Genomic DNA, 12,770 nt, shown 5'->3' on the forward strand with positions numbered 1-12,770 from the left:
ATGAACAACTTTTTTAAAACCACCGTTATTGCTGCACTGTTGTTTACCGGACATGTTTTCGCCGCCGATGCTATTACGCGCGCCGAGCAAATTCCGCAGCTTCATCAGGAACCGCAGCACGCGACCGTCAGCGAGCGCGTGACGTCGCGCTTTACGCGTTCCCACTATCGTCAGTTCGACCTGGATAAAGATTTCTCCGCGAAAATTTTCGCCCGCTATCTGAATCTGTTGGACTACAACCACAATGTGCTGCTGGCTTCTGACGTGGCGCAGTACAACACCAAAAAAACCACGCTGGGCGATGAACTGAAATCGGGTCAGCTGGATGTTTTTTACGATTTATATAACCTGGCGCAGAAACGCCGTTTTGAGCGCTATCAATACGCGCTGACGGTGCTGAACAAGCCGATGAATTTTAGCGGTCACGATACTATTGATATCGACCGCAGCAAGGCACCCTGGCCGCAAACCACTGCGGAGCTGAACCAGCTTTGGGATGCCAAAGTCAAATATGACGAGCTGAGCCTGAAGCTGACGGGCAAAGAGGAAAAGGAGATCCGCGAGGTTCTCACCAAGCGCTATCAGTTTGCTATCCGCCGTCTGGCGCAGAGCAATAGCGAGGACGTTTTCCAGCTGGCGATGACCGCTTTCGCGCGTGAAATCGATCCGCATACCAGCTACCTGTCTCCGCGCAATACCGATCAGTTCAATACTGAAATGAGTCTGTCGCTGGAAGGTATCGGCGCCGTACTGCAAATGGATGATGATTACACCGTGATCAACTCCATGGTTGCGGGCGGCCCGGCAGCCAAAAGCAAAGCGATTACCGTGGGCGATCGTATCGTCGGCGTCGGCCAGCCCGGCAAACCGGTTCAGGACGTGATCGGCTGGCGTCTGGACGACGTCGTGGCGCAGATTAAAGGCCCGAAAGGCAGCAAAGTGCGTCTGGAAATCCTGCCGGCCGGCAAGGGCACCAAAACCCGTATTATTACGCTGACCCGTGAAAAAATCCGTCTGGAAGATCGCGCGGTGAAAATGAGCGTGCATAACGTCGGCAAAGAGAAAGTCGGCGTACTGGATATTCCGGGCTTCTACGTGGGTCTGACCGACGATGTTAAAGTGCAGCTGCAAAAGCTGCAGAAGCAGAATGTCGACAGCGTAGTGATCGACCTGCGTACCAACGGCGGCGGGGCGCTGACGGAGGCGGTATCGCTTTCCGGCCTGTTTATTCCGGGCGGCCCGGTGGTGCAGGTGCGCGATAACAACGGCAAGGTGCGTCAGGACAGCGATACCGACAGCATGGTTTACTATAAAGGCCCGCTGGTGGTGCTGGTAGACCGTTTCAGCGCCTCCGCTTCCGAGATCTTTGCTGCCGCCATGCAGGATTATGGTCGCGCGCTGATCGTCGGTGAACCGACCTTTGGTAAAGGCACCGTGCAGCAGTATCGCTCGCTGAACCGTATCTACGATCAGATGCTGCGTCCAGAATGGCCTGCGCTGGGATCCATCACCTACACCATCCAGAAGTTCTACCGCGTTAACGGCGGCAGTACCCAGCGTAAAGGCGTTACGCCGGATCTGCTGATGCCGACCGGCGTGGAAGCGGTGGAAACCGGTGAGAAATTCGAGGATAACGCGCTGCCGTGGGACAGCATTGATGCGGCGGCCTATACCAAAACCGGCGATGTTAAACCGCTGATCCCGCAGCTGCTCAAGACGCATCAGGATCGTATCGCGAAGGATATGGAGTTCCAGTACATCCTGAAAGATATTGCCCGCTTCAACGCGATGAAGGATAAGCGCAATATCATCTCGCTGAATCTTGCCGAGCGCGAGAAAGAAAATCACGAGGATGACGCGCTGCGGCTGGAGCGGATCAACGCCCGTCTCAAGCTGGAAGGCAAAAAGCCGCTGGCGAAGCTTGAGGATCTGCCGAAGGATTACAAAGAGCCGGATCCTTACCTGGACGAAACGGTCAATATCGCCAATGATATGGCGCAGCTGGAAAAAAGCCAGAGCACCAAATAACCCCCAGGGCACAGCGCAAGCTGTGCCTTATTTTTACCTGAACTTTCCCAATCCACGCGGTAACTTTGCCTTTCCTGACAGTCAATCTTTTCCTGAACGTTAAAAGTTAAGACAAAATGTAAAGTTATGTCTTTTTAGACACTTAATGCCCTTTGCCGCTTGAAATGTTTTGCCGCGCCCATAGGATAGTTATCCGCTATAAGCGATTTTTTAACTGAGGAAGAAGAAATTTTATGATGCGTATTGCGCTTTTCCTGTTAACCAACCTGGGCGTAATGTTGGTTTTTGGACTGATCCTCAGTCTGACGGGAATTCAGTCAAGCAGTGTTCAGGGCCTGATGATCATGGCGGGTCTGTTTGGCTTTGGCGGTGCGTTTGTCTCACTGCTGATGTCTAAATGGATGGCGCTGCGCTCCGTAGGCGGTGAGGTCATTGAGCAGCCACGTAACGAAACCGAGCGCTGGCTGATGCAGACCATTGCCGGACAGGCGCAGCAGGCGGGCATTGCTATGCCGCAGGTCGCTATTTATCATGCGCCGGACATTAATGCCTTTGCTACCGGCGCGCGCCGCGATGCTTCACTGGTTGCGGTTTCTACCGGGCTGCTGCAAAACATGAACCGCGATGAGGCCGAGGCGGTGCTGGCGCATGAGATCAGCCATATCGCCAACGGCGATATGGTGACGATGACGCTGATCCAGGGCGTGGTAAACACCTTTGTGATCTTTATCTCGCGTATTATCGCGCAGATAGCCGCAGGCTTTATGTCGGGCGATCGCGAAGAGGGCGAAAGCAGCAACGGCAACCCGCTGGTCTATTTTGCGGTGTCGATGGTGCTGGAGCTGGTGTTCGGTATTCTGGCCAGCATTATCACCATGTGGTTCTCGCGCCATCGTGAGTACCATGCCGATGCCGGTTCGGCGCGTCTGGTTGGCCGCGAGAAAATGATCGCCGCGCTGCAACGTCTGAAAACCAGCTATGAGCCGCAGGAAGCAAGCACCATGATGGCGTTCTGCATTAACGGTAAATCGAAGTCGCTGAGCGGGCTGTTTATGTCGCATCCACCGCTGGATAAGCGTATCGAGGCGTTGCGCAGCGGCCAGTACCTGAAATAGTCGTTAAGATGATAAATGCCGGTCGCTGACCGGCATTTTTTTGCCTGTCGATCAGCCCGCTTTCTGTTGCGGCCCCGGCTGCGTCAGCCGAAGCGCGCTGACGATGGCGGCCAGCGTAGAAAATCCCCCCGCCAGCAGCAGCGAGGCGTGCGTGCCCTGATCGCTGAACAGATTGAACATTAACGCGACCAGCGCCGCGCCGCTGGTTTGACCCAGCAGGCGCGCCGTGCCCAACATGCCGCTCGCGCCACCGCTGCGATGACGTGGCGCCGAACTGATAATAGTGTGGTTGTTGGGCGACTGAAACAGGCCAAAGCCCGCGCCGCAGATCATCATGCGCCAGATAATGCTCCAGTTATCCGGCGAAGCTGGCAGCAGCGCCAGCGAAAACAGGCCGATCGCAAAGCATCCCAGCCCTATAGCGCCCAACAGCCCGGCATGGTAGCGCTCGATGAGTCTGCCCGCTATCGGTGCCATCACCATCGTTGCCAGCGGCCACGGCGTCAGCAGCAGGCCTGTCGCTACCTCGTCGCGATGCAGCACGGTTTGCAGAAAAAACGGCAGCGACACCATCGCCAGCATCTGCGCGCAAAAGGAGCATACCGAGGTGCCGAGCGACAGCGAGAATACCGGGATACGCAGCAGGTCGACCGGCAGCAGCGGCACCGGCAGCCGCAGCTGCCGACGAATAAACACCACGCCAATAACTACCAGCGCGACCAGTTCCGCCGCAACCAGTTTGCCGCTCTGACCCTGGGCGAAACCGCTCAGCGCAGAGATTAACAGGCCAAACGTCAGCGCGTTCATGATGGCGCTGGGAATATCAAAGCGCTGTTCGCTGGCTTTTTGCGGATTATCGGGTAGAAAGCGGAAGGCGAGAAATAGCGCGCCGAGGCCTACCGGCACGTTAATCAGGAACAGCCATTGCCAGGAGGCGACAGAGAGCACGGCAGCGGCCACGGTCGGGCCAGCGGCGGTTGAGACGGCGACGATGAGGGAGTTAATGCCCATTCCGCGCCCCAGGTAGCGCTGCGGATAAATGATGCGGATCAGCGCGGTGTTCACGCTCATCAGTGCCGCGCCGCCAAAACCCTGCAGCACCCTGGCGAAGGTCAACATGCCCAGCGAGTCGGAAAGCGCGCAGAACAGCGAGGTACAGGTAAACACCACCAGTCCACACTGATAGACGCGGCGGTAGCCCAGGATATCGCCCAGAAAAGAGAGCGACAGCAGCGAGACGATAATCGCCAGCTGATAGGCGTTGACGATCCAGATTGAGGCCGCCGGACTGGCCTGAAGATCGCGGGCAATAGTTGGCAGCGCCACGTTGGCGATAGCGCCGTCCAGCACGGCAACGGTAATACCCAGTGCGATAGCTAAAATCGCGCCATAGCGCTGCGGAACGGGCAGGCCATCCGATGGAAGAGTTTGCGGCATAGAGAAAATAGTCAGGAGAGTGAATATCATAATGCTAATGATTTTTTCCTTGCCTTACCATTTATTCAGCGCGCTCAACCATCAGCAAATGTGTCTGTGCTGCCGACAGGTTAGCGTTGCGCTGCCGCTACGGCAAAAAGTATACTGGGAATAGTGTTCCATTTTTTATAAAACAATAAGGCAAAAGCGTTATGGCGAAGGATGAGGTGGATAAACAGCCCGATTCGGTCTCTTCCGTACTGAAAGTGTTTGGCATTTTACAGGCGTTAGGCGAAGAGCGAGCGCACGGCATTACCGAGCTGTCACAGCGGGTGATGATGTCGAAAAGCACCGTTTATCGTTTTTTACAGACCATGAAGTCGCTGGGCTACGTTGCGCAGGAAGGCGACACGGAAAAATATAGCCTGACCCTGAAGCTGTTTGAGCTGGGCGCAAAGGCGTTACAGAATGTCGATCTGATACGCAGCGCCGATATCCAGATGCGCGAACTTTCCCGCCTCACCCGCGAGACGATCCACCTGGGCGCGCTGGAAGAAGACAGTATTGTTTATATTCACAAAATCGACTCGCTTTACAATCTGCGCATGTACTCGCGCATTGGCCGACGCAATCCGCTTTACAGCACCGCTATTGGTAAAGTGCTGCTGGCCTGGCGCGATCCGGAAGAGGTGAAAAGCATCCTGGCAGAGGTCAGCTTTCAGAAGAATACCTCCCGCACGCTTACGTCTACGGACGCGCTGATAACCCAGCTGGAACGGGTACGCGCACAGGGCTTTGGCGAAGATAACGAAGAACAGGAAGAGGGATTGCGCTGCATTGCCGTGCCGATATTCGATCGCTTTGGCGTGGTGATTGCCGGACTGAGCATCTCCTTCCCGACCATCCGTTTTACGGAAGAAGAGAAGGGCAACTATGTTGCGATGCTGCACCGTGCGGGCAGGCTGATATCGGAACAGATGGGCTATCGGGACTATCCTTTCTGAACCGACGGGCCGACAGCGCTCGGCCCGTCGCGGTTTCAGTTATCGATCACTTCACTGCTTTTTTTCAGCAAAGGGCAGTCGGTGACGCCGACAATGCCGCTGTCGCTGTGCAGATACTGGGCGGTAGTCATGCCGCGAGCGGTAAGATACTGGCATTGCAGCCCCATCCCTGCGACATTCTTATGGCTTCCGGCCAGTACGCCATAGCCGGTGACCAGCAGAGCCAGCCAAATCAAGACCAGCAGGCCAACAAGACGAACAAAAAATTTCATGCTTTCTCCTTTATGCGTCGGCCTTTCCCGTAGTCGCCGACGCCAGTACATTGTGAGCAGATACGCAAAACATTGTCAGCATACAGCAGTGCCGCCATAAAGCCTGCGCGAAGGTTCCTAAATTTCCATCAGCGCGCTATCAATTCGTTGATGAGCAGGTAAAATTCGGCTCATTATAATTATATGTAACATCAGGAGTATAGGTATGTTAAACGAGGTCGCCAACGGCGCGGCGGGAGCCGGTTTGCTTATCGGCATTATGCTTGTCGGGCTGGTCGCCTGGTTTTTTATCACTCGCGCCAGCGTCAGAGCTAATGAACAGATCCGCCTGCTGGAGGCGCTGCTTGACGAGCAGAAACGGCAGAACCAGCTGCTGATAAAGCTTGTCGGCGCGCGGCAGGTGCCGGCTGAAGATAACAATGAGACTGATTTTATTCGTTTAATTCCGGAGCGCTAATCGCTCCGGCACAAGGAGCACCGCATGGCCTGGCAAAACCCCTGGTACGATCCGCAAAAAGCGCACCACACGCCGGAAGGCTTCCGTAACCCTGAACAGGATCTCCGCCAGCCCGGTGATTTACAGCGCTGGCGCAAAGAGCGCAAGGCGCAGGGGCTGCCTTTTCCACCGGCGCAGGGCTACGATGCGTTTATTCGTCAGTGGTGGCAGCCTGCCGATTTAAGCGGCGAGGAGGATGCCGTCTGGTGGCTGGGCCATGCCTGCCTGCTGCTGCGCACCTCGGGCAAATACACGCTGATCGATCCCGCGCTGGCGTCGCGCGCGTCGCCGCTCCAATTTTACGGGCCGCAGCGCAAAACGCCTGCCGCGCTGAAAGTCGAAGACCTGCCCGCGTTGGATCGCGTACTGATTTCGCACAGCCATTACGACCATCTTGACTGGCCTACCATCAAACTGATCCTGCGTCATTTTCCGGACGTGCATTTTGTGGTGCCGCTGGGGCTGGCGCCCTGGTTTAAAAAACGCGGGGCGAAAAAGGTCACGCAGCTGGACTGGTGGGAAAGCGTCACCGATCGCGAAATGCAGATCTTTGCCGTTCCGGCGCGTCACTGGAGTATGCGTACGCCCTGGGATCGCAACCGCTCTTTATGGTGCGGTTGGGTAGTAAAGAGTCAGGGCGTAAATTTCTGGTTCAGCGGCGACAGCGGCTATTCCGAAAGGCTGCTGGCGATCCCGCGCAGGCTGGGGCCTTTCAACCTGGCTGCTTTGCCAACGGGCGCTTATGCGCCGCAGTGGTTTATGCGCGGACAGCATATGGATCCGGACGAGGCCATTTCGCTACATCAGGCGCTGGGCCAGCCCGTCACCATTCCCATTCATTGGGGCGTATTCGAGCTGGCGGACGAATCGCTGGACGAGCCGCCGCGCGTGCTGAGCAAAAAAATGCAGGCAGCAAAGCTGGACGAGCACCGTTTCAGCGCGTGGAAAATTGGCGCGAGGATGCCCCTTAAAAATATAAATTAAGAATAATCCTGGTAAGAGAATTTAAAATGCGTACGCGCTGATATCAATGCCGGTTAATCCAAATAGATTGATGGTACTAATGGCAATTAATCGGGAAGGGAGCTGCATTTAAATGGGGCAGGCAGAAATACATTTTCCTGATTTTGGTGCAGTTTAAATTTAAATATGAACCATATGCTCCTTTTGATACCCCAATGCCATTCTAATTTTGCGTGGTGCGGAGCCATCTTTAAATGAAGATTTTTGAGTAAGCAATGTCATATTTCTGCAATAAGCCGGATGGAAAATCGCCCGGAGCGCAGCGAGAAGCCGTAGACTTGGCAGCGGCGGCAGGCTAAGATGTGCTTAGAAAATTGCATGACCGACGGGCCTGTGCCATTCGGTTTTACTCTGGCGACGTTCAATAATTCCTTTGTTGATGTGCAATAAGTGCCGCAGACGTTTCAAATATGTGCGACAGTCCGACGACCTTATAAAAATGACTTGCCATTAATAATCGAATATGTGATAACGCTTTTGGTAAAACGGGGTACAGTTCTGTTTATGTATGGCATCTTCAGTAAAGAAGTTCTGAGTAAAGACGTTACGTTGAATACCGCTTCCTTGCCGAGCCTTAATTTATGCCTCATGCAGTTGTGTCTCTGATTTTTCTGTACGTCACGCCCCCGGGCGAATTAACACTCTAAGGAATTTGCAAAATGGCAAAGATTAAAGGTCAGGTTAAGTGGTTCAACGAGTCTAAAGGTTTTGGCTTCATTACCCCTGCAGACGGCAGCAAAGACGTGTTCGTACACTTCTCTGCTATCCAGGGCAATGGCTTCAAAACTCTGGCTGAAGGCCAGAACGTTGAGTTCGAAATTCAGGACGGCCAGAAAGGCCCTGCTGCTGTGAACGTCACCGCTATCTAATTTTCGATCTTGCCGTTGCCCGCGCGACGGTTCAGGCAAGCATCAGAATAATAAAGCCCTGCCGGTATCGGCGGGGCTTTTTCCTTTCCGGCCATGAAAACCTGCCCTGGCCTGCATATTTCCGGTAAACTGCCGCTCTTAACGTTACCGGAGAGTTGTTATGTCTTATCTTTGCCCGCTTTGCCATCATCCCTTGCTGCCCGATGCTTCCGGCTGGCGATGTGAAAACCGGCATCAGTTCGATCGGGCAAAAGAGGGCTACGTCAATCTGCTGCCGGTGCAGCACAAGCGATCGAAGCAGCCGGGCGACAGCGCCGAGATGATGCAGGCGCGACGTGAATTTCTGGATGCCGGGCATTATCAGCCTCTCCAGTCCAGCGTCTGCGATATTTTCCAGCGCATCCTGCCGCCCGAAAACGCCAGCGTGCTCGATATTGGCTGTGGCGAAGGCTATTACACCCACGCGGTGGCCGATATGCTGCAAAAAAACGGCGAGGCGGAAGTCCACGCGCTGGATGTATCCAGAGTCGCGGTGCGTGCTGGCGCTAAACGCTATCGCAACGTTCGTTTTTGCGTGGCGTCCAGCCACCGGCTGCCGTTTGCCAGCGAACAGTTTGATGCCGTGCTGCGTATCTATGCGCCCTGCAAGGCGGAGGAGCTGGCGCGGGTAGTAAAGCCCCACGGCTACGTCCTGACCGTTACGCCGGGGCCGCGTCACCTGCTGCAGTTCAAAGAGCTAATCTATCAGGAAGCACGCCTGCATGATGAAACGCCCGAAGCGTTGCCGGGCTTTACGCTGGTAGAGCAGCATTCGCTTAATTATTTAATGAGCCTTAACAGTGAGACGTCCGCCGCACTCTTGCAGATGACGCCTTTTGCGTGGCGCGCCCGTCCTGAAGTCTGGGGCGTGCTGGCTACCACGCCGTCGTTTGAGGTTGAAACGGACTTTACGCTGCGCCTGTGGCAAAAGGAAAACCCTGAGGCTGCGCAGCAGACAGAGGCGCCTTCTTCTGGCGAATAGCGGAGCAGGGCCGTTTGTGACTGAACGGCCTTCTGTAAATGTAAGCAAATATTTTGACGTTGTCCCGTGCGCTGTTTACAGTAGAACTCCTTAATTTTTACAGGAGCCACGGGCCTGCGCCCTCCCTATGGATCGTCACCGAAGTTGTTTAACTAAGCCACCGGCCTACGCGGCTACTCTGACTTTGCCTTTTGATGGCGCTTATCTTTCCTTGTCTCCAGCCATAAGCTGCGCGATGGTGTTGCCAGTTTCTTTTTCCCCTATCTCTGTTCGGAGCCTGTCATGGAATTTCTCTTAGACCCGTCAATCTGGGCCGGTCTGCTGACGCTGGTCGTCCTTGAAATCGTGTTGGGAATAGATAACCTGGTTTTTATCGCCATCCTGGCCGATAAGCTGCCGCCAAAGCAGCGTGATAAAGCCCGTCTGATAGGCCTGTCTCTGGCGCTGATTATGCGTCTGGGTCTGCTTTCTCTGATCTCCTGGATGGTGACCCTGACGCGTCCGTTGTTCAGCGTCGCGGATTTCAGCTTTTCGGGGCGCGATCTGATCCTGCTGGTCGGCGGTTTCTTTCTGCTGTTCAAAGCGACGATGGAGCTGCATGAAAGGCTGGAAAACCGTGAGCACATCGGCGGAGGCGCTAAGGGCTATGCCAGCTTTTGGTCCGTGGTTATCCAGATTGTGGTGTTGGATGCCGTCTTCTCGCTGGATGCGGTAATCACTGCCGTTGGCATGGTCAACAACCTGGCGATTATGATGACGGCGGTGGTGATCGCGATGGGCGTGATGCTGCTGGCCTCAAAACCGCTGACCCGGTTTGTCAACGCGCATCCTACAGTCGTGGTGCTCTGCCTCAGCTTCCTGTTGATGATCGGGCTTAGCCTGGTGGCGGAAGGCTTTGGCTTCCATATTCCAAAAGGCTACCTCTACGCGGCTATCGGCTTCTCTATTCTGATCGAGCTGTTTAATCAGATCGCGCGGGTGAATTTTCTTCGCCATCAGTCCAAAAGACCGATGCGTGAGCGTACCGCCGAAGCTATTCAGCGGCTTATGGGGGGACGACGCGGCGGCCATACGGATAACGGCGAACAGGAGAGCGAAACCCTCAAGCTGATGCCGCAGGAAACCTTTAAAGATGAAGAGCGCTATATGATTAACGGCGTGCTGACGCTGGCCTCGCGCTCGGTACGCAGCATTATGACGCCGCGCGGCGATATTTCCTGGGTCAACGCCGAGCGTCCGGCGGATGAAATCCGCGTGCAGCTGCTGGATACGCCGCACAGCCTGTTCCCCGTCTGCCGGGGAGAGCTGGATGAGATTGTCGGCGTCGTGCGGGCAAAAGAGCTGCTGGTGGCCCTGGAGCAGGGCATTGATGTTGCCACCTACGCTGCCGCTATGCCGCCGGTGATCGTGCCGGAAACGCTGGATCCGATCAATCTGCTGGGCGTGCTGCGTCGCGCCAGGGGCAGCTTTGTGGTGGTAAGCAATGAGTTCGGCGTGGTGCAGGGTCTGATAACGCCGCTGGACGTGCTGGAGGCGATTGCGGGCGAGTTCCCGGATGAGGATGAAACGCCTGATATCGTCGCTGATGGCGAAGGCTGGCTGGTGAAGGGCGGCACCGATCTGCATTCTTTGCAGCAGCTGCTGGATACCCAGATGCTGGTGAAGCCGGCAGACGATCATGCTTCGCTGGCGGGACTGCTGATTGCCCAGAAAGGCCAGCTGCCCCAGGCGGGCGAGGTAATAGCACTGCCGCCGTTCGCCTTCCAGATTGTCTCTGCTACCGACTATCGTATTGATCTGGTCCGCGTGACGCGGGAAAAAGCCCCGGTGGAAGAAGGCTAAACCTGACGAAACATCAGCCGCCGCCGGGCGGCTGATGTTCGCTAAGCCACTGAGGGAAACTTTCCAGCGGCATCGGTCGGGCAAACAGATATCCCTGCAACACATCCACGCCTTTCTCACGCAGGTAGGCCGCCTGAGCTGCCGTTTCCACGCCTTCCGCAACCAGGCTGATATTCAGCCGCTGCGCCAGGGAAATCACCATATCCGTAACGGTCGCGTTAATCGCGTCTGTCCCTATCGCCGCGGTAAAAACCTTATCGATTTTCAGCACGTCCGGGCTAAGCGTTTTCAGATAGGAGAGCGAACTGTGGCCGGTGCCGAAATCGTCAATCGCCAGCTTCACGCCGTTCTGGCGCAGCTGAGCCACCACGCGCTGGTCAACCTCCGGCAGCGCATCGCGCTCGGTCAGTTCCACAATCAGCTGCGGAGCCGGGTTCGCCGGCCACCAGAGCTGCTTCAAATCCGTCACGATTTGCCGGTCATGAAAATGGCTGGAAGCGACGTTGATGGCAATATGGAAATCGGAGCGGGCCGGCAGCAGCGGCAGCTGGCTGACCACCTCGGTTAACACATAACGCGTCAGCGGCGCGATTAAATTATGCCGCTCGGCCAGCGGAATAAAAAGATCCGGCGATACCCAGCCCTGGCGGTCGTTATGCCAGCGCAGCAGCAGCTCGATGCCTTCGCATTCGCCGCTGCGGGCGTTAATCAGCGGCTGGCAGTACACCATAAATTCACGCGCGTTAATGCCGTAGCTGATCTGCCAGGCAAGGCTCATGCGGTTCGCGGTCGCCAGCCAGACAATGTAGCCGGACAGCAGGCTCAGCAGCAGCGCCAGCGGCAGCTGTTCAGGCAGCGCCAGCAGCGCCAGCCTGGCGGGCGCCGGCCCATACAGCGTGACGGAAAAAGGATAGCGCAGCGAGGCGTCCTGATAGCTGACTTCATCCTCGGACGGCAGCGCTTTTTCAATCAGGGGATTGCCGTATTCCAGGCTGTGTTCGCCTACGTTGAAAATAACGCGTTCCACCCACGGCAACTCAGGCTCAAGCAGGTAGTTGCTCATCAGCTCGATATTAACGAGTTGCAGGATCCCGGCCCTGTTGCCTGCTTCCAGCGGCGTCCACAGCAGCAGTACCGGTGATCCCTTAAGCAGATGATCGTCGGTGCTTAGCAACATTCGCTGATTGTTTACGGCCAGTTCGGGATAGGTGGCGCTGAAGGCAAGATTGGTACTGCCATAAATGCTGGAACAGTACATATTGTCCCGATCGACCAGGATAATTGATCGCACGGTTTGCAGCGAGGCCAGCTTTTCTACCAGCGGAAAACGAACCTGATCGCACGGCAGGCCCACCAGCCCCTGCGTATTATTAGCCGCCACGTCAAGCGGCGAAAAAAGGCGATCGAAACGCTGGATCGCTTTGCTGGCAAAAGTGTGCGACAGCTTTTCGATATGATTTTTTTCGACGATAAAGCGTAAAGCCAGGGTAAGGATAAGCACCAGCGCGGCGACTACCACAGCAATTAACAAGCGTCTGCGGCGAAACGCCCCAGTGGCTTCCTGTGACACTTGCATTAATGACCATCCTTAAAGCGAAACGCGAACCAGCCTGTTATCGGCAAAAGTAAGATTAAGTTTAGTCCTGAGAAATGAAAAACGGGGTTAAACAGCGGGTTGCCAACA

The 12,770-nt window shown here is 55.6% G+C and carries 12 protein-coding genes; 9 read left to right on the plus strand and 3 right to left on the minus strand.

Translation table 11 applies throughout. The annotated features are described in order from the left end of the window. The gene (prc, locus tag AB6T85_RS00685) at nucleotides 1-2,028 is read left to right on the plus strand and encodes a carboxy terminal-processing peptidase (protein WP_369894573.1); all 2,028 of its coding nucleotides are present in this window, start codon (nucleotides 1-3) and stop codon (nucleotides 2,026-2,028) included. Between the two features lie 233 nt (nucleotides 2,029-2,261). Beyond that, nucleotides 2,262-3,143 carry a protease HtpX gene (gene htpX / locus AB6T85_RS00690; RefSeq protein WP_369894574.1) on the plus strand — a complete coding sequence of 294 codons (882 nt, stop codon included), beginning with the start codon at nucleotides 2,262-2,264 and terminating at the stop codon, nucleotides 3,141-3,143. A 51-nt stretch (nucleotides 3,144-3,194) separates the two neighbouring features. Here htpX and AB6T85_RS00695 read toward each other — a convergent pair whose 3' ends face one another. Continuing rightward, entirely contained in the window at nucleotides 3,195-4,610 is a 1,416-nt protein-coding gene (locus AB6T85_RS00695) for an MFS transporter (RefSeq protein WP_369894575.1), read from the minus strand. A 161-nt stretch (nucleotides 4,611-4,771) separates the two neighbouring features. Here AB6T85_RS00695 and kdgR point away from each other — a divergent pair, with 161 nt between their 5' ends. Next, nucleotides 4,772-5,563, plus strand: a complete 792-nt coding sequence (gene kdgR, locus AB6T85_RS00700) for a DNA-binding transcriptional regulator KdgR (protein ID WP_253460823.1) — start codon at nucleotides 4,772-4,774, stop codon at nucleotides 5,561-5,563. 35 nt (nucleotides 5,564-5,598) lie between these two features. On the opposite strand, the gene AB6T85_RS00705 is transcribed toward kdgR, so the two are convergent. Then, nucleotides 5,599-5,835, minus strand: coding sequence for a YobH family protein (locus tag AB6T85_RS00705; RefSeq protein ID WP_369894576.1), 237 nt, complete (start codon nucleotides 5,833-5,835; stop codon nucleotides 5,599-5,601). 205 nt (nucleotides 5,836-6,040) lie between these two features. Here AB6T85_RS00705 and AB6T85_RS00710 point away from each other — a divergent pair, with 205 nt between their 5' ends. The 6 genes from AB6T85_RS00710 (at nucleotide 6,041) to AB6T85_RS00735 (ending at nucleotide 11,086) form a co-directional block, all read left to right on the plus strand. Beyond that, nucleotides 6,041-6,292 carry a YebO family protein gene (locus AB6T85_RS00710; RefSeq protein WP_253460829.1) on the plus strand — a complete coding sequence of 84 codons (252 nt, stop codon included), beginning with the start codon at nucleotides 6,041-6,043 and terminating at the stop codon, nucleotides 6,290-6,292. A gap of 24 nt (nucleotides 6,293-6,316) precedes the next feature. Next, complete coding sequence (locus AB6T85_RS00715) at nucleotides 6,317-7,315, plus strand: MBL fold metallo-hydrolase (protein ID WP_369894577.1); 999 nt, start codon at nucleotides 6,317-6,319, stop codon at nucleotides 7,313-7,315. Between the two features lie 543 nt (nucleotides 7,316-7,858). Then, nucleotides 7,859-7,960 (plus strand): DUF2627 domain-containing protein, encoded by a 102-nt coding sequence (locus AB6T85_RS00720; RefSeq protein WP_253461303.1) that lies wholly within the window; start codon nucleotides 7,859-7,861, stop codon nucleotides 7,958-7,960. Nucleotides 7,961-8,013: 53 nt separating this feature from the next. Continuing rightward, nucleotides 8,014-8,223 (plus strand): transcription antiterminator/RNA stability regulator CspE, encoded by a 210-nt coding sequence (gene cspE, locus AB6T85_RS00725; RefSeq protein ID WP_001062678.1) that lies wholly within the window; start codon nucleotides 8,014-8,016, stop codon nucleotides 8,221-8,223. Nucleotides 8,224-8,383: 160 nt separating this feature from the next. Beyond that, nucleotides 8,384-9,244, plus strand: a complete 861-nt coding sequence (gene rlmA, locus AB6T85_RS00730; RefSeq protein ID WP_369894578.1) for a 23S rRNA (guanine(745)-N(1))-methyltransferase — start codon at nucleotides 8,384-8,386, stop codon at nucleotides 9,242-9,244. A gap of 282 nt (nucleotides 9,245-9,526) precedes the next feature. Next, nucleotides 9,527-11,086 (plus strand): TerC family protein, encoded by a 1,560-nt coding sequence (locus AB6T85_RS00735; RefSeq protein ID WP_301252794.1) that lies wholly within the window; start codon nucleotides 9,527-9,529, stop codon nucleotides 11,084-11,086. Between the two features lie 13 nt (nucleotides 11,087-11,099). On the opposite strand, the gene pdeD is transcribed toward AB6T85_RS00735, so the two are convergent. Beyond that, the gene (pdeD, locus tag AB6T85_RS00740; protein WP_253460841.1) at nucleotides 11,100-12,662 is read right to left on the minus strand and encodes a cyclic di-3',5'-guanosine monophosphate phosphodiesterase PdeD; all 1,563 of its coding nucleotides are present in this window, start codon (nucleotides 12,660-12,662) and stop codon (nucleotides 11,100-11,102) included. Between the last annotated feature and the right edge of the window lie 108 nt (nucleotides 12,663-12,770).

This window comes from Erwinia aeris (assembly GCF_041224955.1).
In the GTDB taxonomy this organism is placed as follows: domain Bacteria; phylum Pseudomonadota; class Gammaproteobacteria; order Enterobacterales; family Enterobacteriaceae; genus Erwinia; species Erwinia aeris.

Bases quoted from the DNA above. Each gene is read 5' to 3' on its own strand.
- prc (WP_369894573.1), top strand. From the start codon at position 1: ATGAACAACTTTTTTAAAACCACCGTTATTGCTGCACTGTTGTTTACC.
- htpX (WP_369894574.1), top strand. From the start codon at position 2,262: ATGATGCGTATTGCGCTTTTCCTGTTAACCAACCTGGGCGTAATGTTG.
- AB6T85_RS00695 (WP_369894575.1), bottom strand. From the start codon at position 4,610: ATGATATTCACTCTCCTGACTATTTTCTCTATGCCGCAAACTCTTCCA.
- kdgR (WP_253460823.1), top strand. From the start codon at position 4,772: ATGGCGAAGGATGAGGTGGATAAACAGCCCGATTCGGTCTCTTCCGTA.
- AB6T85_RS00705 (WP_369894576.1), bottom strand. From the start codon at position 5,835: ATGAAATTTTTTGTTCGTCTTGTTGGCCTGCTGGTCTTGATTTGGCTG.
- AB6T85_RS00710 (WP_253460829.1), top strand. From the start codon at position 6,041: ATGTTAAACGAGGTCGCCAACGGCGCGGCGGGAGCCGGTTTGCTTATC.
- AB6T85_RS00715 (WP_369894577.1), top strand. From the start codon at position 6,317: ATGGCCTGGCAAAACCCCTGGTACGATCCGCAAAAAGCGCACCACACG.
- AB6T85_RS00720 (WP_253461303.1), top strand. From the start codon at position 7,859: ATGTATGGCATCTTCAGTAAAGAAGTTCTGAGTAAAGACGTTACGTTG.
- cspE (WP_001062678.1), top strand. From the start codon at position 8,014: ATGGCAAAGATTAAAGGTCAGGTTAAGTGGTTCAACGAGTCTAAAGGT.
- rlmA (WP_369894578.1), top strand. From the start codon at position 8,384: ATGTCTTATCTTTGCCCGCTTTGCCATCATCCCTTGCTGCCCGATGCT.
- AB6T85_RS00735 (WP_301252794.1), top strand. From the start codon at position 9,527: ATGGAATTTCTCTTAGACCCGTCAATCTGGGCCGGTCTGCTGACGCTG.
- pdeD (WP_253460841.1), bottom strand. From the start codon at position 12,662: ATGCAAGTGTCACAGGAAGCCACTGGGGCGTTTCGCCGCAGACGCTTG.